The sequence below is a fragment of the Cupriavidus sp. FW305-46 genome (assembly GCF_058787075.1).
In genome coordinates, this window is record NZ_JBYSZI010000001.1 from 177,146 (window position 1) to 201,939 (window position 24,794).

Sequence of the window (24,794 nt, forward strand, 5' to 3'; positions counted from 1 at the left end):
TGCACGGAGAAGCGCCCATGAAACGACAGATGATCAATCCCGGACTTGCACAAGCAAGGCACTACGACCAGCTTCACTTCTCGTCGGCGACCCGTGTCGGCGACATGATCTGGGTGTCCGGCCAGGTAGGCTTCGACCTGGCGACAGCCACGGTGCGCCAAGGCATGGAAGCGCAGGCCCGGCAGGCGTTCGAGAACCTGAAGGCGGTCCTCGAAGCCGCGGGAGCGAGCATGGCAGACATCGTGGAGATCATGACTTTCCACACTGACTTGCGCGGCGACATCGAGGCGTTTGTGAAGGTCAAGGATGAATACCTTCCCGACCGGTATCCGTCGTGGACAGGGGTAGGCGTAAGCCAGTTGGCGCGCCCCGAGTTCCTCGTCGAGATACGCGCCATCGCAGTCGCCGGCTGCGGCGCCGGCTGACCGTACAAGCCGCGGCCCATTTTCACACCAAGGCCGCGGCACACCCCCCAAAAAAAAGAACAGCGACAAAGCTGATGGAGACAAGCAATGTATCGTCCGAATACGGTCGTCAGACCGGATAAGCCTTACAGCATTCTTGCGCGGCTTGACCGCCTGCCGGTGATGGCATCCCACTACGTCTGGGCCGCGCTGCTAGCGGCCAACCTGATGCTGGAGTATTACGACAACGCCATCTTTGCCTACGCCAGCCCGACGATCAAAGCGCATACCAATCTGAGTACGGAGCAGCTCGGCCTCATCAGCAGCGCGTTCTTCATTGGGATGATCATCGGCGCGCTGGCGGGAGGACGACTGTCTGACCGATGGGGGCGACGCTCGGTGCTGGTGTGGACCACGGTGCTGTACTCGCTGGGCGCCCTGGCGACGGCTTTTGCACCTACCTACGAGACCATCCTGGCCTCGCGTGTCGTCACGGGTATCGGCGTGCAGGCCGCCACCTCGGTGCTGCTTGTCTATATCGCCGAGATGTTTCCCGGCAATGCACGTGGCCGTTTTGTCTCGATCGTGACCATCGGGTTCGTGGTCTCCGGCGTCGGCGCTGCGGCACTGGCAATGTTCTATCTGCCGCACAGCAGTACCGGGGCCTGGCGCAATCTGTTCCTTGCCGGCAGCGTCGGCTTGCTGATTGCGCCCCTGGTACGCGTCATCCTGCCGGAATCGGTACGCTGGTGTGTATCGTGCGGGCGCTTCGACCGCGCCGAACGCATCGTCAGCGAACTGGAAGCGCGTGCACTGCGCCGCGGTCCGCTCGACGAACCCGGAATCGCCGCAACGCAACAGAACGGCGCAGCGGCAACGCTGCGCGACCTCATCAACGACAAGGCCGTGCTGCGCACCATCGCCGTCCTCACGCTCGGCTATTTTGGCGCCACGCTGGCCTACTACCTGTTCGGACAGTGGGGCGTCTACTCGCTTGTGTACAGCCTCAAATACTCGGAGGAACATGCCTATCACATCCTGTTCCTGTGGAACCTGATCTACGGCGTCACGCCGTTCGTCGCCATGTTGTTTCTCGACCGATATGAACGCAAGTCCACCATCCTTTTCGTGTCTGTGCTCAGCGCACTGCCGTTGGTCGTGCTTGGCATCTCGGCCACCAGCTGGGTGGTGATCGGTGCGGGCGGTCTCGCTTCCGTCATCACCGGTCTCGTTGTCAACGCGTACTACACCTACATCCCTGAGGCGATTCCGACGCAGCTGCGCGCCCTGGGCAGTGGCATCGTGATCTCTGGCGGACGGTTCGGCGGAGCGGCCGCTGGCGTTCTGGGCGCCGCGCTGTTTTCCGCAAGCGGTATGGCCGGCGTCATGCTCGTGGCGGCAGCCTGCTACATCGTGTTCTCCATCCCCGTTGGCCTGTTCGGCCCGCGCACGACGAAGCGCTCGCTGGAGGCCGTGACCGGCGAAGGGCAGGACACTGCCAACGGCGTGCCCCAATCCCCGGACACGTCCATGGCCGCCTGACACGCGCGCGTCATGCAGCAGCGCCGGCGAATGCAGGGCGATGGCATGACGGCAGCGCAGCTCGGAACCCCTCTATTCCCCGATCTCACTACGGAGATACGCATGACAACTCTGTACGATGTTGCCGTGATTGGCGCTGGCTTCGCAGGTGTAACCGCTGCGCGGGACCTCAGCATGGCAGGCCATTCGGTGGTAGTGCTCGAAGCGCGTGACCGGATTGGCGGCCGGACCTGGTGGGGACAGGCGCTTGGCCTGCACCTCGATCTGGGCGGCACCTATGTGCACTGGACCCAGGCGCATGTCTGGCGCGAACTCAAGCGCTATGGCATCGGCCTGGCGACACCGATGCCGGTGACCAAAGCTTACTGGTTCGCCGGCGGCGCCATGCATGCCGGGACGTGGGAGCAGCTTCACCAACTGACAGCGCCACTGGTCGCCCGGTTCTTTGCCGATGCCCGGATGCATTTCCCTCAGGCGGACGACCTGGCAGCCGCGGATGTCGGCACGATCGAAAGGCAAACCATCGGCGACCGGCTGGACGCGCTTGAGCTCTCGGCTCACGACCGTGACCTGCTGCTCAACGCGATGTCCATCCTGGTTTGTTCCGAGCAGGAGCAAGGGCTCGCGCAACTCCTGTTCTGGTGCGCGATGTGCTTCGGCAACTGGAGCGCATTCAAGGAACTCGCCGGGCACTGGCCGATAGAGGGCGGCACCGGTCGTCTGATCGATGCCATGAGCGCCGAGTCGAAAGCCGAGTTGCGCCTTTCGACGCCGGTGGCCGCTGTCGATGACCACGGGCACGAGGTCATTGTGACCACGCGCGATGGACAGCAAGTAAGGGCCCGGCGTGCCGTCGTGGCGTTGCCGCTGAACATGCTAGGCGAGATATCTGTCACGCCCGCGCTGCCGCAACCCGTGCGCGCCATGATTGAGCAGAAGAACCCGATCATGCCCAGCAAGATCTGGGTACGGGTCAAGGGCGAGATCGAGCCCTTCGTAATCTACGCGCCGGCGGGAAAACATCCCATCAATACCGCCCACGCCGAACGGCGCGATCATGGCGACACGCTGGTGGTGTGCTTCTGCTGCGATAGCTCAGCGCTGGATGGCAATGACCGCGCGGCGGTACAGCAAGCGCTGCGGGACTTTATCCCGGACATCGAAGTCGTCGACACGGTCTGCCAGGATTGGGCGAAAGACCCCTTTGCCAAAGGCGGATGGATGCATCACCGCCCCGGCAACCTGACTCAGGCAGCTCCGTTGATACGACAGCCCCATGGCCGAATTCATTTTGTGGGGGCAGACATTGCGCCCATCGGGGTCGGCGGCATCGACGGTGCCATCGAAACCGGCGCCAAAGCTGCGGTTGACGTGGCCCGCGCGCTGGATCGTAGCCGCCACCCCTGACCCCTCCTATGCACGCGCCGCACGCTCGCCGGACTTCTTCTCGCCCGGCGGGGGCGCAACCAGCACCGCCAAGGCATCAATGAGCGCCCGCATCCGCTTTGGCGTGAAGCGCTTGGGTTCGATGGGATACATCATCATCCACCCATCGCCCATGGCGACGAGCTGGTCAGTGAGGATGTCCGCCGGAATATCGTTGCGGACGGTGCCTCGTTCCTGCGCGTCCTTGACGATGATGGCGAGCAGGCGGCGATAGCGCGCATAGCGCCTGGTGATGACTTCCGCGAAAGCAGGTTCGTGCCGTCCTTGCGCGAGCAACTCCGATGTCGCCGGCCAGAACCTCGCACTGCGGTCGGTCAGCCTGATCCAGCTTTCGAACGGCGCCAGGATATCACCGCTTTCCCGGGCCGACTCCAGCATCGCGTCGAAACGATCAAAGGCGCTTTCCATCAGCGCCACGACGAGTTCTTCCTTGTTCGCAAAGTAATAGGTCACCGCACCAGTGGTGTAGCCAGCATGCTTGGCAACCTTGCGCAGCGATGCATTGGCATATCCCTCCTGTGCAATCACCGTTGACGCGGCGCGCAGCAACTCCTTGCGCTTCGCTTCGCGGTCGCCGACCGGACGACCGCGGGTTGGGACTTGCTCGATATCGTCGTCGCTGTCCATTGTTCTGTTCTGTTTTCTGAGGCTCTCGTTTACTGGATGCCAACTGGTTAGCTGCCAGAAGCCTGATTTTACAGAATCAACGTTATGACTCCGATTCCGGGCATCGTAAACAGGCCAGCTTCGAACCACGCGTGATACGGCCCGTTACAGCTGCGTCGTGCAACCCACGTTCGCATGCTCCCACGCAACAACACCTTGGGCCTTTCCTCAGCCCGCACTACGCAGGGAATACCCGCCCTTTTTCTTTAACATCACGACCGTTATGCTAATTCACGATTCGCGCGAATCAGCGGCAGGTTCAGAAGCGTGCACGGCCGATGCCTTTGCATGCAGTCGCCAAGAGACTGATAAATATGGAGATCGTTGATGGATGCATTCAGGCGCAATGCCTCGAGCAAGGATGGTGCTGTCGTTATGGAACAACGCCGCGAGGCGAAGCACCGAGTGCGGTCCAACGTGGCACGCTGCCGGGGCAAGCCCCCATTGATCGCACTGGCAGCACTTGGCCTCTTGGCAGGCACGGCACATGCCCAGGCATCCATCACGTTGTACGGGACGGTGGACACCAACATTGAGATCGATACCCACTTCAAAAGCGCAAGAGGCGGCTCGGCCAATCGATACGCGTTGAACGGGGAAGGCCTGTCCGGTTCGCGTTGGGGTCTACGCGGCGTGGAAGAAATCGGCGGCGGCCTGAGCAGCGTCTTTGTGCTGGAAAGCGGCGTCGGCGGAGACGATGGCACCTTGCAGCAAGGCGGCCGCCTGTTTGGCCGGCAAGCATTCGTCGGCCTGCAGAGCGCCTGGCACGGCAAGATTACCTTCGGTCGCCAATACACCTCGATGCTCGATGCACTGGCCAACTTCTCGCCAGCGGCCATGTCGAGCCTGTATGAACCCGTGATCGCCCAGATTGGGCCGGTGTACCGCGAAGACAACACCGTCAAGTATTCGGGAACCTTCGGCCCGGTCAGCATCGGCGCCCACTGGAGCTTTGGCACCGGGGGGAGCAGCGGCACCGTGGATCTCAGCCGCCTTGGTGGCTCGGGAGAGGTTCCCGGCCAGTCTCGCCGCGATACCGGCTATGGCGCGCGGGCCTCCTATACAGCAGGTCGGTTCGGCGCCACCGTGACTTATGACCAGGTGAACCCGAGCATCATCGGCATTGGCGGCTTCGCCGGTACCGGGACCTTCAAGAAGGCCGCAGCAGCTGCCAGCTACGCTGTCGGACCCGCGATCTTCATGACCGGATATCGCTGGAGCATGTCGACTGCGCCGGGGCAGACACTGACGCGCGACAACCTGTACTGGGCCGGGGTCTACTACGAGATGACGCCGGCCCTGAGCCTGACGCTGGACTACTACTACCAGACGTTCCGGTCCTCGACCTTGCCGGCGCTCAGGCCTGCCGGCAATCCGAGGCAGTTGATGCTCATCGCCGACTATCGCCTCTCCAAGCGTACGGACCTGTACCTCACCGCCGCTTACGCGAGGCATGCCGGCCTGTGCCTGGACACCGCATCGATTGCCTTCAACAACGGCTATCAGCCCGGTGCCGGCAAGGACAGCATGTTCGGCGCCGCATTGGGTATCCGCCACAACTTCTGAGCGCGACGGATATCGTCAAACCATTGCCGAAGCATACCCGGTGCGATGCTACCTCAGCGATCCGCATCGGGACTTGTCATCCCACCCGGTAGACGCCGTCTTCACTCACCTCCACCCGCCCGTCGGCCAGCAGCTCTGCCAGATGCTGAGAAATCGTTCGGGTCTCGGCGTTGACGACCCACAAGCCCTCAAAGCCTGGCGGATACAGCAGCCGAATGTCGACCAGCTGCTCTAGCGTCCTGGGGGCTTCGCGCAGCAAGGCCATCAGGCGCTGTTCGCGCTCGTCCAGCTTGGCCGCATAGGCAGCCAGATCGCGCAGGAAGTGTTCACGATCGGTATAGATTCCCCGGTGATGGGACGTGACCCAAACCTTGGCCGGAATCTCAGGCAACCGTGCCAGGCTGCGACGGAAGTCCGCCAGGCTGGACCCCGCATCACCATAATACGGACCGAATCCGGTCAGGTCGATGTCGCCCGTGAAAGCCACGCCCTCCGGTTCGACAAGAAGAACGGTGTGGCCGGCGGTGTGCCCGGGCAGGTGGAAAGCGCGAATGCCGGTCTGCCCCAGATCCCAGCGCGCGCCGTCTGCGTAGCCCTGCGCATCGGGCCGCGGCACATAGAAGAATTCGCGCTGGAACCTGAGAAGCGTCTCCGACGCGTACTCCGCATTGCCAAAAGCGGCGATCATGCCGTCCCAGCTCCTTGCCGCGGGTAAATCCCGTTCGTGCACATATATGGATGCGCCAGGAAGGCGATGCAACCCCGCCATATGGTCCTCATGCACATGGCCCATCACCACCAGCTCGGTCGCGTCAAACTCGGGGCCGATGTAGTTGGCGACAAGCGGCGTGTCGAACGCCGCGCGAGTCTCGGAGCCTCGTATCAATACCTGATTTCCATCGGGGTATTTGCCGCTCTTCTCACCGAAGAAGACCGAAACGCGCCCGAAATCCGCGCGCTGGATGTGTCGCTTCATGTCGGAATTGCTGAAAGCTGTGCTCATGTCGATCATCCTCCCTGGCAGTCCGCTGCGATCTCCCCAGTGCTGCGGCGCTCGAGGAGCGGTCAGGTCTGGCTGCGCAGTTCACTTTTGAATACATTTATAGTAACACTAGTTATTATAATAAAAGATGCGCTAAACCGCAGGCCGTAAGATCTTCTGGATGACCGCTGCGGGGTGTGTGTCGGTCAGATTGTAGTGTTGGACAGGCGGCCGATACGGGTCGGGAACGGCCTGCGCTCGAGCTATTCCTTTTGCGCGACGCGGAAAGGCTCAATCGGCTACCCGGCATTGACGGCGCGCCGCACCTAATCGGCAGATCGCCAAGGCCATTCCAGGCGTGACCACCTCTGGCGTAAGAAGATTTGGTTCCCGCCTGCCGACGGGCTTCGGTGGCGTAGCAATATCAATTCACACCGCCGACACCCGGTTCAACTGCCCTGGCGTTGCCTTTGCTAAGTCGTTCCAACCATCAATTAGGGTAGGATGGCGGTAGTCACGCAAGGTGCGACACCGCCCTCGCCGGGGTGCCTAGGCGTGCCAGGCGAACGAGATTGCACGGCAATGACGCAAAGACTTTCTACACTCCATTCTTCCGCCCAGCCTCTTCCCTTTGGCCCTAAGAGTTCGGATGCGCATCGGCTACGACAGCGTGCCGATGCCATTGTTTGGGTCAAATCGCAAATGGCGCGAAATGGTATTCATTTCGAGGACCTGGAAGCGGTAGGGTGCTTCTCCGCTCCGGCATTAGCAGGCACGGCAGCGACAGTCCCGGTCCCGCGATACAAGGACGCAAATGGCCATACTTGGGATGGCAACGGTGATTTGCCCGATTGGCTCCAGCGCGCAGTGGACGCCGGTCAATCTGCTAACCACTTCCGCATTGCCTGAACTTAGCGCAGCTATGGTGAAACCTTATCTTCGAGACTTACGGGCCGACGCGGCTGCTCTTCTCAATCAGAGAGGTCTTTGGGTTGTTGCAGGCGTCGAAGGCGGCGTCGCTTGGCCGAAAGTCTCCCAAGTCGTTCCATTCGAAGGCATGGATTACATCCTGCGTCCCGCCGGCGACGACCTGATGGCAACGATTGCCTTCAACGCAGGTCTCTATGGCCTCAACGTGATGCAAGGACAAGCTCGTATTCTCAAGTTGGCGACAGCAATGTCGTGGGGCGACGGGGCCAGCCTTGCAGTCACCAGTTGGGTCAGTGGTAGCCATCCTATTGGGCTTGGAGACCGGCGTATGCGAATTGTTCGCGATTTCATGTCGGGCGATGACCTCCCCCGGCCCGCCGAGGAAGAAGCATGGGTCGCCCTAGCCTTGTTCCGAGAAGGGCTCGCTTCGAAGAACGTGTTCTATTCCTTCCTGAGCTTCTTCAAAGTCATTGCATCTATCCATCGTGACGGGCGAAAGCGAGGAGACTGGATTCGAGCTAGACTAGGCCTCCTGGATGCCGAGGATGCTATCAAACGCCGAGATGAGCTTCAAGCCAGCGTGCCGGACGTTGCAGACTATTTGTTCGACGAGGGCAGGAACGCTATCGCGCACGCAGAGAAAGCTTACTTTGTGAATCCCGACGAGCCAGTGGACTATGAGCGCATCTCCCTAGATATACCGGTGGTCCGTAACCTCGCCGAGATGGGCATCGAAGAACAGTACAAGCTGCTTCGACGGCGGACTCGCTATAAGACCAAGGGCCTAGATGTCGTCGGATTCAAGGAAGCCGTTGGACCTGAACTTTGGCGTCTGCTGCTTGATAAGTCGCCTGACGTCCAGGGTAGGAATATCGAGCTTCCGGATTCCGTGGCCATCGTGGCGCGCCGAGATGCACAGTTCTATGCGTACGAAGGGATGCGCTTCGACACCATAGGAGTTGAGGAGCACGGCCTTAGATTCCTTCTTACTAGCCCCGACGAAGCGGTTCAGTTCAGCCTCGCATTGAATCTCGAAAAGGAAGAGCTTGGCTTTGAGCCGCTCGAGGACATGGGCTTGGCAAGGGAGCCGGAGTCTCCAGAAGCCATCGACCGCGCCATCACCTTTCTCCGGTTCCAATTTTGTATCCTCTGCAATGGAAGAGTCGAGCTCTGGGACGAGAAGCTCAACACGCTGCTCGGGGCTACCGCTGGCTATCTTCCCGTGAACATGATGATTAATCCAGCCGGGTTTAACGAGCAAATCGCAAAGCTCGAGGCCCGCAAGGCAGAACTGCCAAGGGGTTAGCGCAGCGCTTCAGGCTCATCGAGCCATTCACGGCAAGGTTTTCCAGTTTTAGGTCATGGCCGGCAGGAACTGAGGTACCTTGTGGGCCGCTATGGAAATTTGCTAGTCGGGCTGGCAACCACCATAGTTTTTACGGCCGCTCGCGGTAATCGTGTACGTACCGCCACGAGGGCCCGTGTAGCATGTTTGCCCGGACCCCGTCGTGCGGGGCGCTGACAAGACATTCGCGGCTTGGCTTGTTGTGCGAGAAGCATAAGGAGCAACGAGCTTCGCACTACCACTCCCGCGGTGGCAATGGTACCCAAGCTACCGGGCACTACAGCGCCGTCCTGAAAGAAGCTTGGCAAGGCGCAGGCGACCAGCAAGCAATCTATACCACGGAAGCTAAAATTCACGATGTGGATCGCGAGCATCAGGCCTGTCCAGCTGGTTAGCAGCGCACTACAAGTTCTCGTTCCGATAAAGCGAACAGCCGCCACATCGCTATTTTTATACGGAGAAATCGTCAGAGGGCCAGATTAGACCCCTGAAAAATTGCGCGAATCGCCCTGCCCGGCGCCGCTTTCGCTATCACCCGGTCTTTTAAAAAAGTAATCCCTGTGAGAGCGGGTAGGATCAACCGTTTGGATCCAGACGCAAATGGCGAGGGATTCTCATCATTTCAGAAGGAATCTTAAGCGGAATTCCAGCGAATCTCTGAAGCGCGAAGGGCTTGTTATCCACCCGTTGCGAACAACTTGCGCACTTTCGATCAGGTCGTCACGATGCAACTGGAAATACTTGTCGCATACGGCCAGGAGCGTTGCAGACTGTATGGGAAACCGGGGCCTCAGAATCATGGCGGCAAGCCGGAAGATGTTCGCGTCGCGCTTGTTCAGAGTGGTCGCAACGCCGTGCAGAGCCACTTCGATGCACCGGTCGACGATCTCCATTTCCTCTGCTCTGGATGGCATGTCGCTCCATGAGATTAGATCGCCTCATCCCCCCATTCTGATCTGATTGCCTCTACATATCGGCGGGTAGCTGATGCCTGGTTCCTCCAAAGGCCGAAGGCATCTACTGACTCCACCGTCACTCGCCAGTTGAGAACATAGGCTTGGATTGCATCGAGAATCACTTTTTCGCGCGTGGACTGCTCTGATCTGGCTATAGAAGCGACTCGTGCGTAAAGTTCTTCGGGCAACTCAACCATCAATTTCGTCATACGTATTTCACTGCTTCGAAGTCAGTGCGCGTACCTCCTAAGATTATCATAAGCGCGCCTATCCGCTTCGTTGGGGTAACCACCGAATCGTGCCTTTAACTGCACAAGATTCGAAAACCGTGACCTTCCCAATCCCCGGTCTTACTGATAAGTGCTTTTATCGCCGCGCCAGACGAGCGGTGTACTGCCTCATCGTATTCTCTTAGAGAAGGTGCTGCCAAAGCATATGCGGCCGGCCATCTAATGCAGGCTGTCAATAAAGTCCGGAAAGACACGCCAGACACAGGGCTCCGGTTGTTTGAAAACGATTTTTTCTGACTTTATTGAGGCGATTTTTCCGACTTTATTGTCCATGCACACCAACCACTGTCAGGTTAAGTCTAGCCTTTCACAGATACTCGAACAGATTCATTCCTTGAATCTGCACGGGCGACTGAGACACACTCTCCGTATCGTCTTAAAGGCGGACGTACACAGCAATCGCAGCCGCATACTCGGTGACCTGTCGGCCAGACCGCGCCGTGGGACCACCGACAGTCCTTCGGACCTGTAGCCCTCATCAAGCGCCCGGTCTAACGCAGCATGAACATAGTTGCCACCCATTATCTGGCTGCGGGTGGTTCTGCCTTTCCAAAACGCTCGTTGCGATCGTAGTTGCATCATGTCGCCTTGCTTGCGCAAACCAGGAACGAACGCACTTCGTGACAGAAAACGCCATCGTCGACTCACTCTTCTAGCCCCGCATGTATTCGGTGAGCTTTTCGATGATGCGAAGCGGCGACGGTGTCGTCACCCACACCTCGTTACGCGCCGTCAACATGCCCGCTCGGAGATGCTGAGCAAAGGAAGCCAATTGCACATCATCGTCAGACTGCTGCTTTTGTAGAATGACAATCTCCACTGCGCGAGAGTTAAGGTGCTGCTTGTCAGGTTGAGCGGGGAAGGGGGCGAAAGGAGCGGGATTGTCAGCCGACTTGTTGGAGTTCGGAAGCATCATTTCCCGATAGCAACTGGCACCTCGCTTATGGTGTGTCGAAGGCTTCGCGAGCGACCAGAAAGTTGGGGCGGAAGTGCTGCCCACCTGAAACAGACGCTGCGTCGAAGTCCAGGATCGCAATGGCAGGCCGGCATCGGAGACTACGCCAAACTGCTTCTCCTGGCCGAGCGCCGGCGCTTGCCCACGAACTCGCAGCAAGCGCAACGTTGGCCAACGATCGCCCGTGAACACGCCTCGTGCGAGCTCACGTTTGGTCTGGCGCACGCCGGGATCGGTCAACCACGATGCCCAACGAGCGGCACGGGTCGAGTCGATAAAGACCACTGCATTGGCGTCCAGAGCAGCGATCTCGTCGAACGTGCGGGTAAAGAACTGTGCAAGCAGCTCCCGTTGCCCGATATACGTAGGCGGTAGTTCCATCCTGCCCGACGCTAGATACTTGGCGCCTTCATCGAATCGCATCCAGGGCGTGACGATACCCTCTGCACCTTGGTGTCCGAATCGGACCCAAGCTTGCCCGCTGGCGCATTCCAGCCGCGTTGCAACAAACACCGACTGCTTGCCCGCCCATTCGTTCTGGACGACCAGAGAACTGACTGCACCAACCCATCGGGGGGCGACCGACTGGCTGCCAAAGCAAGCCTCGCAAGCCCGCTTAAGCCCCCAGACGGACCCTGCATGGCCGAATACCAGATCGAGCACGGCGGCCTGGAGCCTAGGCAGGAACTTATCCAGCCTACCCGGCTCGCTCGGTAGCAGATATTGCACCGTACACCCGATGCTGGATAATGCTTTGCGCGCCGCAAGCTTGTTCACGGAGTCGTCTGGCTTCTTCTTGCCGTCGGCAACGTCATAGAACAATGGTGCTTGAACGAGCACCATTGCCCGTTCCGGTATGCCGACGGTCTCAGCGAACTTGAGCCACTCGCGCATGCGAGCTTCGAATCGCTGCCGCCGTTTGCCCCCCTCCTCCGGAAGCGAGTTCCGCGGGCCATGGGTGTTCGCTGGCAACGGCGCACTGATAACCTTGATGGCATCTCCGAGGATCGAGCTGACCGACGTCTTGATCCATTCAACGTCTTCGGCACCGTAACTGAGCAGGTAGATAGTCTGCCGGTTCACATCGGATGCGTAGGCGGTGTCCTTCACGAGCGTCTGGATCGCGCCAACTACCCGGTGGTGTTCAAGATCGGGAACGGGAACGCCGGACTTAAACCAACGGCTGGTCGGTGCCGCGGTTGCGCTCTCGACAATCTCGTCGACGCTTGCGTCATCATCTTCCACGCGATGACGCTCAAGCAAGCGAGCTACGGCAACTTCGGCCTTTAGGAGGCTGAGCGGCGGCGCCTTCATCGGCACAGGCGAGGCCACTTTGAAATCAGTGAACGGGCGGAGGCCAAGGGTTCGCAGCACCTCTGCGGCCGCCGCAAAGCCATCGGCCTGATCCACCAACGGAACCCCCGCTTGCAGATCAGAACGACTCGCCTCTGCCACCTCAGCCTTGACCATGACGACCACGCTCGCCCGGTCGTCGCTAGGATAGCCAAGCACCTTCTCGTCGTGGCAGTCGTGCGCTAGATCAAAGGCGTATTCGAACTGTGCGTAGCCCAGGTCGGTGGTCCATTTGTCGTTGCGCCGCATGACGCTGAAACGGAAAGCTTGATGCGGGCGTTCGACGTGGGGAAAAACAAATCCGCCGATCGTGGAATTCAGGGGGTACTTACCGTTCAAGCTATCTGCCCAGCGCCGCCGCTTGAAACGTAGGTAGACCAGCGGCTTGCTGGCCCCGGGAAGCGTTTGCAAAGATACTTCGCAGACCAAGCTGAAGTAGCCGCCGGCCGCGTGGTGGGGCCGCGTCATAACTTCGGCACTGTTTCGGTTCGGACTACCGACTATGCGCACGACGGGACCGAGGCCGGGAAAAATTTCCTTGCCCGACAGGTGCGAAGCCAGCACCCCAGCCGTCACGTCGAAGGGCGTTAAAGCTCCCGGCTTCAGCGCCGCCCCCCACGGGAACACTTGAACCTGAGAAGGGCTAAAAGCGACTACGTCGTTGTCTTGACTGAGCTGACGAAGGGCAGCGATCCCGATGATGTGGGCCCCACGTCCCTGGCTGAAGTGGGCAAGCGCGCCTTCAGTCCAACGGGCGAAGGCATCCCGCACCTTTTGCATCTGCTCGCGCGCATTGCCACTGGTCAGCAGTCCCCAGGGCTCCGGATCCTTTGACGACTCATACAATGAGCGCAGTCCGACGTCGTCATTCATCGATGCCCAACCATCGATCTCCAGCTGCAACTCGGCCCGCAAGCTAGCATAGGGCAAGTGAATAAACGACTCTTCGTCCCTTTCCTTCGCTCGGCTTGTGGCTTCATCACGAATTTGCTTGAGCACGCGTAGCACCGCCGAGCTCCAGCTGATGGCCACAATGTCCTGTACCAGCGGTGCGGCACCTTCTTCAAACTCGAGCGCAAATGCCGCGTCACGGGCAATGAACTTCATCGGAAATTCTCCTCTTGAATGGGTGAATCTGCCGCCCAGAGCGGGTTATCGGACCACGGCTCGTCCTCGCCGTCGTCTCGCGCCATGCCCGCCGTCCTTAAGCCCGTCATGCGAGTGAGCGGTTCCAGGAAAGCGCCATAGAGCGCGCGGTAGAGGGCCGCCTCCCTGCGATCATCGGACGCAACACCGCGCTCAAGGATCGCCCGAAGTTGTACGAGCATGCTGCTCATTTCGGTATCCTCATCGCCCCGACTGGTACGTTCTGCCCAAGCGCGGTCAACAAAGAAGCATTGCACCGGGCAACCATTTCGCATGGCACGGCCGATGGTTTGCATCAGGGTCACAGCCATGTTCGCTGTAAATGGCTCGAACAGCCTACCGAGCGCGCGTGCATACAACGGGCGCCGAAGGAGCCGTCCGATCCGCTGATAGGCCTGCCGTCGTGCACGGAGCAGACGCCTGCCCACCTCGTCTAGGGAGGTCGAGTCATCGTGGTGAAGATCGAAGTCCAGCGTAGCCCTAGCCGCCATGCTCACCGGCAGACTCATGTCATTCGGCGCCGGATGCGGACGGGTCAAAAAGTACAGCGTTCCGATTGCTGCATCGCGTTTGCGCGGGCCCGCCGTAAACACCACATTCGTCCCGCGGCCCAGTGCACCGGGTGGGAAAATCAGGACTTGCCAGCGGTCGTCATCGCCCAGACTCTCCACGCGAGAAGAGGTCACGTACCCCGAAACCCCGTGGAGTGGGAGGTCGTCGACCACGGCCACGACCTTGCCACGCCAAGCTGGCAGTCGCTGATCAATGAACTGCTTTAGTCGACGCGCCTGGTCATAACTGTTCACGATAAAGGCGGCCTTGCGCGCAACGCCTTCGCGCACATCGAAGTGGAGACAGTCGCGCGCCAGCTGCGAGTCACTCGGCCCTCCTTCGAGCAAAGCCAAGACCATCTTTTCGAGATTGGCGATCCGAACCGTCTCGGATCGCTCGCCGCTGAAGCGCAGGAAACGCGCGTCTGCGCCTTGCCCGTCCGGAATCGGTCTGAACGCGTAGTGCGAGCTGGGCGCATCGTCGCGTTCCGGTGTGAGACGCTGCAAAACATAGTTGGGCGGCACCGCGACGTGGTGGGCCGGGCTAGGCGGTAGATAGCTCGTGGCACTGGTCAGCAATACGGCCGGACCGTCATGTGAGCCGTCTGGATGCTTGATCCATTCGTGGAGTCGATACATGAGCAACCGGGGTGTGCCTGCGAAAACCACATACTGCAATTGCACGTCAATGGCGTTGCTGGAGGCATCCCGCTCGACTGGCATGGAGAAGAAACGCACACCGCTAAGGCTTCCCAGAATGTTATCCGGCGACGCCAGGATTAACGCCTTGGAAGCCAGTTCGTCGACATGAACGGGATCGAGCAGCCCTTGAGCGATCATGTCATTCAGTCGCGGCGACAGACGTCGGTAGCTAAGAATGGTGAACGTGACCGGGAGCAAGAGGCCGACGAGTTGTTGGGCTTCGGCATCACTCGATACACGTCGAACGCTCCGCAGCAACTCTGAGATTTTTTTGCTCAGCAGAGCTAGCTCGAGAAGGTTCGACTCACCCAGCCAGTCCGACATCGTAGCGCTGAGTTCGCTGTGCAAACTGGAGGCTGCCTCGTCGGTGAGACCAAAGGCTGACGCCGTCCTCGCAATCATGTCCGGCGATGGCTGCACGCTGCCTGCCCGCGATCCCCGCAACTGAAATGCGCGAATGGCAGCCGCCTCCCACATTTCGCATAGCGCGTCCTTTGCCTGGGCCTGTGGGTCTGCACCCAGATCCTCCGCCAACGCACTCGGTCTTTTGGGCGAGAGCCAATCGCCGATGATTCGCAGAGGTGACATCAATAGACCATCGAAAGCCTTGCGGAGATCGTCGGTGAGGCGCAATACCGCATGCGTCAACGCGACGTTCAGCTTCTCAAACTCGGCAATTTCGATGGCAAGCTGCGCGTAGTCAATGCCGTGCAGGACGGAGTTTTTCCCCGCCGCGATGGGCTGCAGCGTGCTGCGCTGCACCTGCCGATGGAATGAGCGGTCGTGACCGGACAGGCTAAGTTCAGCAATACCTCCGCGGTCCAAGTCCTGTTGGGCGCGATCTGCCTCATCGAACACGACAACATCGAATGAGCGCCCGATAAGTTCAAAATAGCGCTCATCGAGCGGCGTAGTCTGACTGGGTACTCGCGTATCCGCGGATAAGATGTGCCCAAGCCAGACGCTCGCCTGTGGCAACTCCCGTGCCGCGCGCGTGAAGCCACAAATTGACCAAACCGGACAGAGGCGTTTTTGATGTTCTTCGGGCCGGTCTTCTCGAGCATCCTGCCCTCCTTGCTGCAGCACCTTTGAGCAGAAGCTGTCTGTAATCCCAAAGGCAGCACTAGGAGCCGACGTCAGCGAAGGTAGCGCACACACGCCTTCGAATAGTCCAGCGCTTTCGGAAGACTGACCGAATCCACGCAGTGGGTCGTCAGTCGCGAGAGCCTCTGCCAGCTTATGGGCATGGCGAAGCCGCGTCTCGCGAGATTGCCCGACCAGTAGACCAGCTTGGACACCGTATCGGCGCAGGTCTTCCAAATACTGGCGGCAGACCTCGATCGACGGGAAAAACACCGCCACCTTTATACCTCGTGCGCCGAGATAACGCAGCAGACACATTAGCAATGTAGTCTTACCCGCGCCTGGCAAGCCGATCAAATGCTGAAGGCCGTTCAATTCAAGGCGGCTCTCAATATGGAACTGGCCATCGCCATCGACGCTATGGAGCGCTACCGCCTGAAGGCGCTGGCGCCAATTTCCGCGGCGGGTCGTTTGCATCCACTCGTCAATCGCATCCATCTGACTCGCTTCTTCGAGGAGGTCTTCCCACGCGATTGAAAACCGTTGTCCAGCGGACCGATTCGCCTCGTGTGCCGCGGGCTTCGGCAACGCCGCAGGTACTGACTTGACCGCATAGCGGCGGGATTCGCCTGAGAACTCAACATGGATTGCAAACGGCTTGTCTGCTTGCGCCATGAACTGTCCGTGAGGGTCTGGCGAATGGGGCTCTCGCAGTCCTGACAGTGCTTCGGTAAGTTCAGCCGCCATGATGTCAAACAATGGCTTGATCGCCAGCGTGCGCTCGTCAATACGAAAGAATCGTCTACGACCTGCCGCCAACGACGCGTCGTTGTAGCGCCCGGCGGCCGCCTTGATGGCTGCGATGGTCGACAAGCCGCTGCAAGCACGACGCAAATTATCTAACTCAATCTCCCGTGCCCGCAGCAGTGGCGAACGAGCGACGCTGCGAAATCCCATCAACAGGCCCGGCGCGTGCTCCAGCGACGCCACTCCGAGCTCATAAAAGAGAAACCCGGCTAACAGGTCAAGCCGATGCAGGCCGAGAGTTTGTAGGCGGTTTGCGATCATGAGCTGGCTCTTAGTTTTCGACGTAGGGCACTCACGGACATGAACTCGACGTCTCGCCGATCGCATTCGCGACGCAATATCTCCAGGTAGTCAGGAAACCGAGAAATCGCTTGATCGTTGATGGCGATGTACTTCTTTAGAAAGAGCTCAAGGCCTCCAAGGCTGCGATTGAGCGTCGCGGCCAACACGAACGGGTTGGCATGGCTTTTCACGTCGATGCCAACTGCCTCGTTATCCAGGCTGATGTCGCATTTATCTCGACCGGGATACAGGCTGGCTGCAAGTCGAGCCGGATCTGCAATCGCGGTGTCATACAGTGCCACTTCGTCCAGACCAGGACCACACCAGTACACAAGAATGTGTGCTTTGGCGACGAGACTGTCCTGAACAGTGATCTGTCGAGCTGATTCGTGAAGCACAGCGGCATCAAAGGCCTTGCATTGCCGAACCATGCAACTGACGTGACCGGAAACCACTGATGTCCGCATCGGGCTCCCACAGCTTGCGCATTGCAGAAGTGCACCTTTGATCCGATGATGAGGCTGGGATGGCTCATAACACGAAGCTAAGAACGGCGCGGCCAACTGCATATTCCTCCCCTCCAGAAATCTGCGCTGTTCAGCTGGGTTCGTGATGGGGTGGCGGGTAATGAATTCGCGTAGCGCCGAATACACGTCGGCGCCGCGCAGAGCAAACTGATCGCAGGTGGAATGGAGTTGCGCGAAAGCTTGCTGCTCGAGTAGATCGAGTTCAGAAGAAATTTGCCGAGCGAGGTCGATACACTCGATCGTTGGCAGGCGCGTATGCTCGTCGAGTAAGCGGATGCCGTGAAAATGGAATTCAGGAAGGTCAAAGGCGCGCAGGCCCCACTCGCGCCCACGTAAAGGTCGGCGGCACTTCGCCACCAGGGTATGGGCACCGTCGCCTTGCACCGGAAGCCCGTACATAACGTATAGGCTAGCCAATCGAGACATTGCTCCCTTGAGCCAGGGAGACAAAAGCGCGTCATGGAGAAGGGGCTGTCCATCGCGTGCCCGCCGGAAGTGGTCGACCAGCCCCGCTGCCATCAAAGGGACCACTTCGTGCGCGAGGGACAAGACACGGGCTTCGTCAACCACCGCAGTGCTTTGCCCGCTCAAATCCTGCGCTGAGTCTGGGAGACCGACCTCCAGCAGCGCAATGATCTCCGCCGGCGCAAGAGACTGAATATGTTTTGCGACGGCTTTACGCGTCTGGCCCATCTGCACCAAAACGCAAGAAACAACCAATTGCACGAGATGGCGCCATTGGTAGCGCTTGCGAACGGCCGGTGAAATGAGCCCAACGGTACGGTAGTCGACGACGACAGAACGAGTAGGCGCGCGTAATGGATGCCCTTGCCAAGTTTGCTGCTCCTGCAACAAACCGGCGGCGGTCGCTGTAAGTTGTTCCAGAGAGCCTTCCCAAGTCGGAAGTTTCTGGAGTGCCACAATCAACGCTGACATCAGAACAACCCTTGGGAATTATCCTAAGAGCCATTCTAATATCAGAATGTAACGCCTAATCAGCCCATCTGAACGGGTAGGTCGACTTGAAGTGCACAAATCGCCTCAATCGGCGTTCGGCCCGCGAAGCTCGCCTAATGTGCGAGTTGCGCTGGCACAAGCTGCCAAGCGCCAAAGCGATTATCGAGGGGCGATCCATCGATGATCGCAGCGGATTCGGTGATCCGAATGTGGGACGGCATTGAGTTGTTGCTGATCCTGATCGTCGTCCCCGGGTTGAACCTTGCTTCCTTCACGACCAGATGCCGCGCAAACGTACCCGCGATTCTCGTGCAGTCCGGTACGCTAGACGGTACCTTGACGTCCTTCATGCCGAAGGATTGCATACCACTACAGTGTGCACCGTCAATTCCGGCATCAATGGTCGCAACGAAAGCGCGGAATATTCCGTCGATGCCATCTTCGGCCAGCGCCAACCAGTTCCGCGCGGGGTGAGCAAGACCAGCGTTTTCCACGTACACACCCAAGGCTCCGGCTCTGACCACGGCGCTCGCTGTGGCCATTACATGTGCCATGCGCTGGGAGCTACCACCAGGGTCCGCAAGGATGACATGAGCGGTATGCCCGGCTATGGCACGCATGTCATCTGAGTCGTACCAATAGGTACCCCCCCATCGAAAGTCATCCACAATGCTCGGGGTGTGCCCCATTCGAAAGTGGACGCGGACGCCTTCGCGAGTGCGCTGATCCACGAGTACGCCGTTGGCAAAGCGATAGCTCGGCGCGTGTTTCTTGATGGCCGACTTAAATTCAGCAAGCGAAGACCATGTTCCCGGAAGAATAAGTACTGCGAGATTCTGCATGAAGTGAATTGCTGAGTGGGGTGCGCCAAATCCGTGCGGTGGGCGCGAGGCAAGGCCTTCTCAGCCTATGCGGTTAAGTAAATCGATGATCGTTAGTGATTGGCCTGGGCGAAGGCGTGGAGTCTGTGCATGGCGGGCAGCCAGCGCGCTAACGCGCGAGGCGCCGCAGTCGGGATGGGATCGACCGGCACGGGCAGATCGTCATCAGTCTCGATAGCTCGGGCGACCTCTTCGATCGTCGCAGGAGGCGCAGCATTGATGCGGTCGATGTTGCGCAGAATCGCGTCCGTTCGAAGATACTGCCGCTCAGAGATTTCGCGGCTGACTCTGAGCCGTCGATTCGCCAGGTGCAACGCCTCGAGCGAATAATGCTGAGCGAGCTTAACGACATCAAACAGCGTCGGACGAGCAAGGATGATAGGTATTTCTGCGTGGGTACCACGCAGCTTTGGATTGGACCAAAGATGTGCGCCCGCGCGAAACTCCGCTTCCCGAAAGACGAATTTCTCGGCCATCGTGTTCTCCTACCGGATCCCGCCGCGCTTCAAATGACTTCGCGCGTAAGCACCACGCCCTGCGGCTCATAATCTTGGGAGCCGTGCATGGTGCGTTTGACAGGCGCGACGACACTCAGCGCCATCCCAGTTAGTTGCATGGGACGGACCAGATCTCGCTCCACATTGTCCAACACGGCAACGGTCCGAAACGTCGTGTATTGACCCGTGCCGCGTGCGTCGAACTCGTTCATGACGATGCGATAAGCACCGGTGGCTAACGATTCGCCGTCAATATTCTCGATCTCCATTCGTCCAAGCATACGGCTGCATTCTTCCTTGCCGTCTGGGATAAGTTCCACGGTCACGCGTAGCATTGCGGTGAATCCCCATCGGTAAACTGAGCGGCCATCCACTGCAGTCGCTTCGCCAACTCTGTTTGTGAGGTCGCGCTCGCTAGACCCAACTCCCCGTCCGTCTCAATCAAATGGTCGCGAAGTTCGCTCGGCCATCCCTCGCTGTCGTCATCGATTGCTAGCCAGTGTTCGGCACGCAGCCCTGCCCGCGAGATGTACCGCGCAATTTGCGCATAGCGAGAAAGCTCAGAGAACCAGTTGGCATCGATGCGATGGTTCCCTTCATGATGCCGCGCCATTTCCGAATGCCACGTCGCGCCAATAACTCGTGCTTGCAGCTCGGCTGGCAGAAACGCACGCACGCGACTGAAGCTCTTGAGAACCCGAACCCACGAAGTAGAAAGGACAATTTGGGCGTCCGGATACGGCGCGAGCGCTTCCTCAAGAATCGGGGCCCACATGAACAGAGCTCCTGCCGCGCGAAGCTCCGGACGACCTTTCATCAAGTAAGCAGCGTCTGGATGCAAGACACCGTCAAAGTCCAAAAACACAATCATCGCCGCCCTGGCTTTCTCTGGAACGGAGTGACGCGGGCCCATGGTTCCCGCCAGAGGCACCCCCGACGCGAAGCATTATAGTTTTATAAGCAGTAGATGTATATCCAGTAGAGCTGGATGCGTGTAGATTTTTAGTCGTGCTTTGCGCACTCTGCGCCCCATGTCAAAGAGTGCAGAAAAGACCTACGCGCGGCTTCGGGTTGCTTCCAACCTACGTAAGATGAGGGAGGCAGCCGGCCTCTCCCAGGAGGATCTCGCCATTAGGGCAGGATTCCACAGGACCTATGTCAGCCAGATCGAGCGCGCAGTGAACAATGCAACCATTGACAACATCTGCAGGCTCGCAGAATTTCTGGGAATTGATGTTCACGAGCTGTTCGTCGATCCTGGCCAGCAGTAGCGCCGCGCCGAATTAGTGCGGATCCCCTCGCCTACGGCTCGCCCGTGCGAAGGGCAGCGCAAACTCTTCTCTTGGGCACCCGCGGTCCCCAGTGTCAATCCCGCCTTAGGTTCCTTCAGCGTCCTTTTTGAGCCGCTAGAACGCTCGCGCGCCGAGCGCCGATTTCGTCTCTTGGTAAGGACTTAATTCGCTTGCAAGAACTTAATTAGCTTGCAAGAAGTTAATTAGCGCGTCCCAAATGGCCCGCCCATCTCCTATACTCCGCATGCCACCTTTCATCCGGAGCCAAACCATGGATTACACCCCCGGCATCAGCCAGCTCGCCGGCCTGCTCGCCGATCCCGGCCGCGCGGCCATGCTGTGGGCGCTGATGGACGGCAGCGCCCGGCCCGCCGGCGAGCTGGCGCTGATCGCCGGGCTGTCGGCCTCCTCCACCAGCGGCCACCTGGCGCGCTTGACCGAAGGCGGGCTGCTGGTGGCCGAGACGCGCGGGCGCAACCGCTACTACCGCCTGGCCGCGCCGGAGATCGGCGTGGCGATCGAGGCGCTGGCGTCGGCGTCGCTGGCCAGCCAGCCGCCGCGGCTGCGCGACGTGCCGGTATCGCGCACCGCGCCACCGGCGCTGCGCCAGGCGCGCACCTGCTACGACCACCTGGCGGGCGAGCTGGCGGTGGGCCTGTTCGAGCGGATGACGCATTCAGGCTGGCTGATGCTGGACGGACAGCGCGTAGACCTGAGCGGCGACGGCGCGCAGGCGCTGGCGGGGCTGGGTGTCGACGTGGCGGCGGCGCGGCGCAAGCGGCGCCAGTTTGCCTGCACCTGCCCGGACTGGAGCGAGCGCAAGCCGCACCTGGGCGGCGCGCTGGGCGCGGCGCTGTTGGGCAGCCTGCTGGCGCGCGGCTGGGTCGAGCCCACGCGCACCTCGCGCGCGTTGCGCGTGACACCGGCCGGCCAACGCGAGATCATGCGCATCGCGGCCTAGGAGACCGCAGCAAACGGAGAAAAAAGATGGCCACACCACTGGACGACGACACGCAGGACGCGATTGCGCGTTTCTTCGCCCTGATCAACCTTGGCGACAGCGCGCAGACCTCGGCGCAGCTGTCGATGTTTGAAGATGCCCTGCTCGATGCCGAGGACGATGACACCGATGGCCAGGAACTGCTGTGGGTGATCCGCGAGGTCATCGACTGGCAGTCCGGGTTCTTTGTCGACTGGAAGGATGCCCAGTCCTTTATCGGCTGCCTGAACCAGCTATGCGAACGAATCGACCTGGAGATCGACTGGGGCAGCGATGACCCCGAGGAAGAAGCCTTCCTGGAGACCACCAGCGTGCCGGAACTGATGGAGCTGGCGCACAACCAGTTGCGCGTGGCCGGCTATACGCTGTGGAACTGGGATACCGGCGGCGACGCCTACGGCGGCTGGATCACGCGCAGCGAGGACGACGAGGAAATGCTGGATCTTGCCGAAGTGCTGCACTTTGACGTGCGGCCGGCCGAGCAGCCTTATTGACCGATGCCTGCGAGCGGAGGCCGCGGCAGCTAAGCGTTCTCCCTCCGCTTGCCGGACGGGCGCCGCGCCTCCGGCACCCCCAGCGTTTGCTCCAGCATGTCCAGCAGCACCCGCACGCTGGCCGGCATCAGCTTGCGCGCCGGCATCAGCACGTAGACCTTCAGCGGCGATGAGGCATAGCCCGGCAGCACGCGCACCAGTTGCCCCTGCCCGACCGCATCCTGCACGAAGCGCGGCGACAGCCGCGTCACGCCCAGCCCGTCGAGCGCCGCCTTGAGCCGCAGCTCGGCGTTATGGGTGCAGATGCGCGGCTCGACATCCAGGCGTGCAATCTCCACGCCGTCGCGCAGGAACTCCCAGTGCCGGTCGTCGGCGTTGCCCAGCGTGGGCCACCCCTGCAGGTCCTGCGGCGTGCGCGGCAGCCCGCGCGCCTTGATCAGTGCCGGCGCGGCATAGAAAGCGCGTTCAACCAGGACCACGCGCTTGCTGGCGAACGAGGTGTCGTGCAGCGCGGTGTCGGTCATCACGAACGCCAGGTCGTAGCCGTGGCGGATCAGGTCGGGCTGGTCCCAGCTGACATCGACCTGCACGCGCAGGCCGGGGTGGGCGCGCAGCACGCGCGTCAGGCTTTCGGACAGATGCTGGGAGCCGACTTCATAGGGGGTGGAGATGCGCAGCAGGCCGCTGACTTCGGCGCTGTCCGAGGTGGCCTCGGCACTGATTTCATGGAGTTCGGCGAACAGCGGCGCCACGCGCTCATACAGGCGCTGGCCGCGTTCGGTCACGCGCACGCGGCGCGTGGTGCGTTCGAACAGGCGGATGCCAAGCTGGCTTTCCAGCCGCGCCACCGCGGCGCTGGCGGAAGATTTGGGTACCTCTGCCAGCTCGGCCCCCTGGGTGAAGCCGCCGCCTTCCACCACGCGGCAAAAAATCTCCCAGTCCTTCCATTCGATTGTCTTCATGCGGCGCCTCGTCATTGCGGTGCGCCGCGATTGTCCCACAGCGCGAACCATGGCGCTGTGGGCAGCGGCCCTTAATCGAACAGGATCACCGAGCGCGCCAGCTCGCCGCGGCGCAGTTCGTCGAAGGCATCGTTGATGCGCTCCAGCGGCAGGCGCTGCGCAATCAGTTCGTCCAGGTGCAGGCGGCCGGCCATATAGAAGTCCACCATGCGCGGCATGTCCACCGGAAAGCGGTTGGATCCCATCAGCGAACCCTGGATGCGCTTCTCGGCAAGGAAGTCACTGCCCTTCAGTTCGATCTTGACGCCGGGCGCGATCATGCCGATGACCGTGGCGGTGCCGCCCCGGCGCAGCATGGCAAAGGCCTGCTCGGTAGTCTGCTTCAGGCCGATGGCCTCGAAGGCATGGTGCACGCCGCCGCCGGTGAGGGTGCGCACGGCATCCAGTACGTCTGCATTGCCGGCGTCGATCACGTCGGTCGCGCCGAACTTGCGCGCCAGCTCCAGCTTGGCCGGCACGCGGTCGATGGCGATGATGCGCCCGGCACCGGCAATGGCGGCGCTGTTGACCGTGGCCAGCCCGATGCCGCCGCAGCCGATCACGGCAACGGTCTCGCCCGGCCGCACCTTCGCGGTATGGATCACCGCGCCCATGCCGGTGGTGACCGCGCAGCCGATCAGCGCGGCGCGGTCCAGCGGCATGTCGCGCCGTATTGCCACCAGCGCGTGCTCATGGATCAGCATCTGCTCGGCAAAGGCCGACAGGTTCAGGAACTGGTTCAGCGGCCCGCCCTGGCGGGCCATCAGGCGTGGCTCTTCACCTTCGCGGCGGCGGGTATCGGGCTCAATGCACAGCGAAAGGTGGCCGGTCAGGCAGTGCTCGCAATGGCCGCAGTATGCCGACAGGCAGGTGATCACGTGGTCGCCGGGCTTGACCGTGCGCACTTCGGCGCCGACCTGCTCGACCACACCCGCGGCCTCGTGGCCCAGGATCGCCGGCATCGGGTACGGGTAGGCACCGTCCAGGAAATGCAGGTCCGAGTGGCACACGCCCACGGCGGCGGTGCGCACCAGCACCTCGCGCGGGCCGGGCTTGCCGATGGCAACGTCTTCGATAATCAGCGGGGTCTTGGGTTGATGCAGGACAGCGGCTTTCATGAAGCTCCTTTGCGGCAGGCA

At 60.5% G+C, this 24,794-nt stretch carries 21 protein-coding genes; 9 read left to right on the forward strand and 12 right to left on the reverse strand.

Going from position 1 to position 24,794, the window contains the following annotated elements:
- Positions 1 to 17 precede the first annotated feature (17 nt).
- The 3 genes from AC3WON_RS00795 to AC3WON_RS00805 all read left to right on the forward strand — a co-directional run bounded on the left by AC3WON_RS00795 (position 18) and on the right by AC3WON_RS00805 (position 3,353).
- On the forward strand, positions 18 to 425 hold the full coding sequence (locus AC3WON_RS00795; RefSeq protein WP_492350872.1) for a RidA family protein: 408 nt from the start codon (positions 18 to 20) through the stop codon (positions 423 to 425).
- A gap of 87 nt (positions 426 to 512) precedes the next feature.
- Positions 513 to 1,946, forward strand: a complete 1,434-nt coding sequence (locus AC3WON_RS00800; protein ID WP_116385490.1) for an MFS transporter — start codon at positions 513 to 515, stop codon at positions 1,944 to 1,946.
- Positions 1,947 to 2,048: 102 nt separating this feature from the next.
- On the forward strand, positions 2,049 to 3,353 hold the full coding sequence (locus tag AC3WON_RS00805; RefSeq protein ID WP_116386043.1) for a flavin monoamine oxidase family protein: 1,305 nt from the start codon (positions 2,049 to 2,051) through the stop codon (positions 3,351 to 3,353).
- A gap of 6 nt (positions 3,354 to 3,359) precedes the next feature.
- Here the strand turns inward: AC3WON_RS00805 and AC3WON_RS00810 are convergent, their stop codons facing one another.
- Positions 3,360 to 4,019, reverse strand: coding sequence for a TetR/AcrR family transcriptional regulator (locus AC3WON_RS00810; protein WP_492350873.1), 660 nt, complete (start codon positions 4,017 to 4,019; stop codon positions 3,360 to 3,362).
- A gap of 366 nt (positions 4,020 to 4,385) precedes the next feature.
- On the opposite strand from AC3WON_RS00810, the gene AC3WON_RS00815 reads away from it, so the two are divergent.
- Positions 4,386 to 5,624, forward strand: a complete 1,239-nt coding sequence (locus tag AC3WON_RS00815) for a porin (protein WP_116385492.1) — start codon at positions 4,386 to 4,388, stop codon at positions 5,622 to 5,624.
- A gap of 76 nt (positions 5,625 to 5,700) precedes the next feature.
- Here the strand turns inward: AC3WON_RS00815 and AC3WON_RS00820 are convergent, their stop codons facing one another.
- Positions 5,701 to 6,627, reverse strand: a complete 927-nt coding sequence (locus AC3WON_RS00820) for an MBL fold metallo-hydrolase (protein WP_492350874.1) — start codon at positions 6,625 to 6,627, stop codon at positions 5,701 to 5,703.
- Positions 6,628 to 7,308: 681 nt separating this feature from the next.
- Here AC3WON_RS00820 and AC3WON_RS00825 point away from each other — a divergent pair.
- Positions 7,309 to 7,515 carry an H-NS family nucleoid-associated regulatory protein gene (locus tag AC3WON_RS00825; protein ID WP_492350895.1) on the forward strand — a complete coding sequence of 69 codons (207 nt, stop codon included), beginning with the start codon at positions 7,309 to 7,311 and terminating at the stop codon, positions 7,513 to 7,515.
- Positions 7,436 to 8,842, forward strand: a complete 1,407-nt coding sequence (gene mauJ / locus AC3WON_RS00830) for a methylamine utilization protein MauJ (RefSeq protein WP_492350875.1) — start codon at positions 7,436 to 7,438, stop codon at positions 8,840 to 8,842. The genes AC3WON_RS00825 and mauJ overlap by 80 nt, the downstream gene beginning before the upstream one ends.
- Positions 8,843 to 9,498: 656 nt before the next feature.
- Here the strand turns inward: mauJ and AC3WON_RS00835 are convergent.
- From AC3WON_RS00835 to AC3WON_RS00870, 8 genes are all read right to left on the reverse strand, one after another.
- Positions 9,499 to 9,774 (reverse strand): hypothetical protein, encoded by a 276-nt coding sequence (locus tag AC3WON_RS00835; protein ID WP_492350876.1) that lies wholly within the window; start codon positions 9,772 to 9,774, stop codon positions 9,499 to 9,501.
- A 1,005-nt stretch (positions 9,775 to 10,779) separates the two neighbouring features.
- Entirely contained in the window at positions 10,780 to 13,542 is a 2,763-nt protein-coding gene (locus AC3WON_RS00840) for a pPIWI_RE module domain-containing protein (protein ID WP_492350877.1), read from the reverse strand.
- Positions 13,539 to 16,985 carry an ATP-binding protein gene (locus AC3WON_RS00845; protein ID WP_492350878.1) on the reverse strand — a complete coding sequence of 1,149 codons (3,447 nt, stop codon included), beginning with the start codon at positions 16,983 to 16,985 and terminating at the stop codon, positions 13,539 to 13,541. The genes AC3WON_RS00840 and AC3WON_RS00845 overlap by 4 nt, the downstream gene beginning before the upstream one ends.
- Complete coding sequence (locus AC3WON_RS00850; protein ID WP_492350879.1) at positions 16,982 to 18,469, reverse strand: restriction endonuclease-related protein; 1,488 nt, start codon at positions 18,467 to 18,469, stop codon at positions 16,982 to 16,984. Before AC3WON_RS00850 ends, AC3WON_RS00845 begins: the two co-directional genes overlap by 4 nt.
- 134 nt (positions 18,470 to 18,603) lie before the next feature.
- Positions 18,604 to 19,332 carry a hypothetical protein gene (locus tag AC3WON_RS00855; protein ID WP_492350880.1) on the reverse strand — a complete coding sequence of 243 codons (729 nt, stop codon included), beginning with the start codon at positions 19,330 to 19,332 and terminating at the stop codon, positions 18,604 to 18,606.
- A 92-nt stretch (positions 19,333 to 19,424) separates the two neighbouring features.
- On the reverse strand, positions 19,425 to 19,847 hold the full coding sequence (locus tag AC3WON_RS00860; RefSeq protein ID WP_492350881.1) for a hypothetical protein: 423 nt from the start codon (positions 19,845 to 19,847) through the stop codon (positions 19,425 to 19,427).
- Positions 19,848 to 19,876: 29 nt separating this feature from the next.
- Positions 19,877 to 20,194 (reverse strand): hypothetical protein, encoded by a 318-nt coding sequence (locus AC3WON_RS00865; RefSeq protein WP_492350882.1) that lies wholly within the window; start codon positions 20,192 to 20,194, stop codon positions 19,877 to 19,879.
- Entirely contained in the window at positions 20,191 to 20,781 is a 591-nt protein-coding gene (locus AC3WON_RS00870) for an HAD domain-containing protein (RefSeq protein WP_492350883.1), read from the reverse strand. Before AC3WON_RS00870 ends, AC3WON_RS00865 begins: the two co-directional genes overlap by 4 nt.
- Positions 20,782 to 20,899: 118 nt before the next feature.
- Between AC3WON_RS00870 and AC3WON_RS00875 the strand changes: the two genes are divergently transcribed.
- The 3 genes from AC3WON_RS00875 to AC3WON_RS00885 all read left to right on the forward strand — a co-directional run bounded on the left by AC3WON_RS00875 (position 20,900) and on the right by AC3WON_RS00885 (position 22,654).
- The gene (locus AC3WON_RS00875) at positions 20,900 to 21,139 is read left to right on the forward strand and encodes a helix-turn-helix domain-containing protein (protein ID WP_492350884.1); all 240 of its coding nucleotides are present in this window, start codon (positions 20,900 to 20,902) and stop codon (positions 21,137 to 21,139) included.
- Between the two features lie 292 nt (positions 21,140 to 21,431).
- Positions 21,432 to 22,121, forward strand: a complete 690-nt coding sequence (locus tag AC3WON_RS00880) for an ArsR/SmtB family transcription factor (RefSeq protein WP_492350885.1) — start codon at positions 21,432 to 21,434, stop codon at positions 22,119 to 22,121.
- A 26-nt stretch (positions 22,122 to 22,147) separates the two neighbouring features.
- A complete protein-coding gene (locus AC3WON_RS00885) occupies positions 22,148 to 22,654 on the forward strand; it encodes a DUF6630 family protein (RefSeq protein ID WP_010810742.1) in 507 nt (168 codons plus the stop codon).
- 29 nt (positions 22,655 to 22,683) lie between these two features.
- Here the strand turns inward: AC3WON_RS00885 and AC3WON_RS00890 are convergent, their stop codons facing one another.
- Positions 22,684 to 23,616 carry a LysR family transcriptional regulator gene (locus AC3WON_RS00890; RefSeq protein WP_492340394.1) on the reverse strand — a complete coding sequence of 311 codons (933 nt, stop codon included), beginning with the start codon at positions 23,614 to 23,616 and terminating at the stop codon, positions 22,684 to 22,686.
- A gap of 71 nt (positions 23,617 to 23,687) precedes the next feature.
- Positions 23,688 to 24,773 (reverse strand): Zn-dependent alcohol dehydrogenase, encoded by a 1,086-nt coding sequence (locus AC3WON_RS00895; protein WP_492350886.1) that lies wholly within the window; start codon positions 24,771 to 24,773, stop codon positions 23,688 to 23,690.
- Positions 24,774 to 24,794: the final 21 nt, after the last annotated feature.

Bases quoted from the DNA above. Each gene is read 5' to 3' on its own strand.
- AC3WON_RS00795 (WP_492350872.1), top strand. From the start codon at position 18: ATGAAACGACAGATGATCAATCCCGGACTTGCACAAGCAAGGCACTAC.
- AC3WON_RS00800 (WP_116385490.1), top strand. From the start codon at position 513: ATGTATCGTCCGAATACGGTCGTCAGACCGGATAAGCCTTACAGCATT.
- AC3WON_RS00805 (WP_116386043.1), top strand. From the start codon at position 2,049: ATGACAACTCTGTACGATGTTGCCGTGATTGGCGCTGGCTTCGCAGGT.
- AC3WON_RS00810 (WP_492350873.1), bottom strand. From the start codon at position 4,019: ATGGACAGCGACGACGATATCGAGCAAGTCCCAACCCGCGGTCGTCCG.
- AC3WON_RS00815 (WP_116385492.1), top strand. From the start codon at position 4,386: ATGGATGCATTCAGGCGCAATGCCTCGAGCAAGGATGGTGCTGTCGTT.
- AC3WON_RS00820 (WP_492350874.1), bottom strand. From the start codon at position 6,627: ATGAGCACAGCTTTCAGCAATTCCGACATGAAGCGACACATCCAGCGC.
- AC3WON_RS00825 (WP_492350895.1), top strand. From the start codon at position 7,309: ATGGCGCGAAATGGTATTCATTTCGAGGACCTGGAAGCGGTAGGGTGC.
- mauJ (WP_492350875.1), top strand. From the start codon at position 7,436: ATGGCAACGGTGATTTGCCCGATTGGCTCCAGCGCGCAGTGGACGCCG.
- AC3WON_RS00835 (WP_492350876.1), bottom strand. From the start codon at position 9,774: ATGGAGATCGTCGACCGGTGCATCGAAGTGGCTCTGCACGGCGTTGCG.
- AC3WON_RS00840 (WP_492350877.1), bottom strand. From the start codon at position 13,542: ATGAAGTTCATTGCCCGTGACGCGGCATTTGCGCTCGAGTTTGAAGAA.
- AC3WON_RS00845 (WP_492350878.1), bottom strand. From the start codon at position 16,985: ATGATCGCAAACCGCCTACAAACTCTCGGCCTGCATCGGCTTGACCTG.
- AC3WON_RS00850 (WP_492350879.1), bottom strand. From the start codon at position 18,469: ATGTCAGCGTTGATTGTGGCACTCCAGAAACTTCCGACTTGGGAAGGC.
- AC3WON_RS00855 (WP_492350880.1), bottom strand. From the start codon at position 19,332: ATGCAGAATCTCGCAGTACTTATTCTTCCGGGAACATGGTCTTCGCTT.
- AC3WON_RS00860 (WP_492350881.1), bottom strand. From the start codon at position 19,847: ATGGCCGAGAAATTCGTCTTTCGGGAAGCGGAGTTTCGCGCGGGCGCA.
- AC3WON_RS00870 (WP_492350883.1), bottom strand. From the start codon at position 20,781: ATGGGCCCGCGTCACTCCGTTCCAGAGAAAGCCAGGGCGGCGATGATT.
- AC3WON_RS00875 (WP_492350884.1), top strand. From the start codon at position 20,900: ATGTCAAAGAGTGCAGAAAAGACCTACGCGCGGCTTCGGGTTGCTTCC.
- AC3WON_RS00880 (WP_492350885.1), top strand. From the start codon at position 21,432: ATGGATTACACCCCCGGCATCAGCCAGCTCGCCGGCCTGCTCGCCGAT.
- AC3WON_RS00885 (WP_010810742.1), top strand. From the start codon at position 22,148: ATGGCCACACCACTGGACGACGACACGCAGGACGCGATTGCGCGTTTC.
- AC3WON_RS00890 (WP_492340394.1), bottom strand. From the start codon at position 23,616: ATGAAGACAATCGAATGGAAGGACTGGGAGATTTTTTGCCGCGTGGTG.
- AC3WON_RS00895 (WP_492350886.1), bottom strand. From the start codon at position 24,773: ATGAAAGCCGCTGTCCTGCATCAACCCAAGACCCCGCTGATTATCGAA.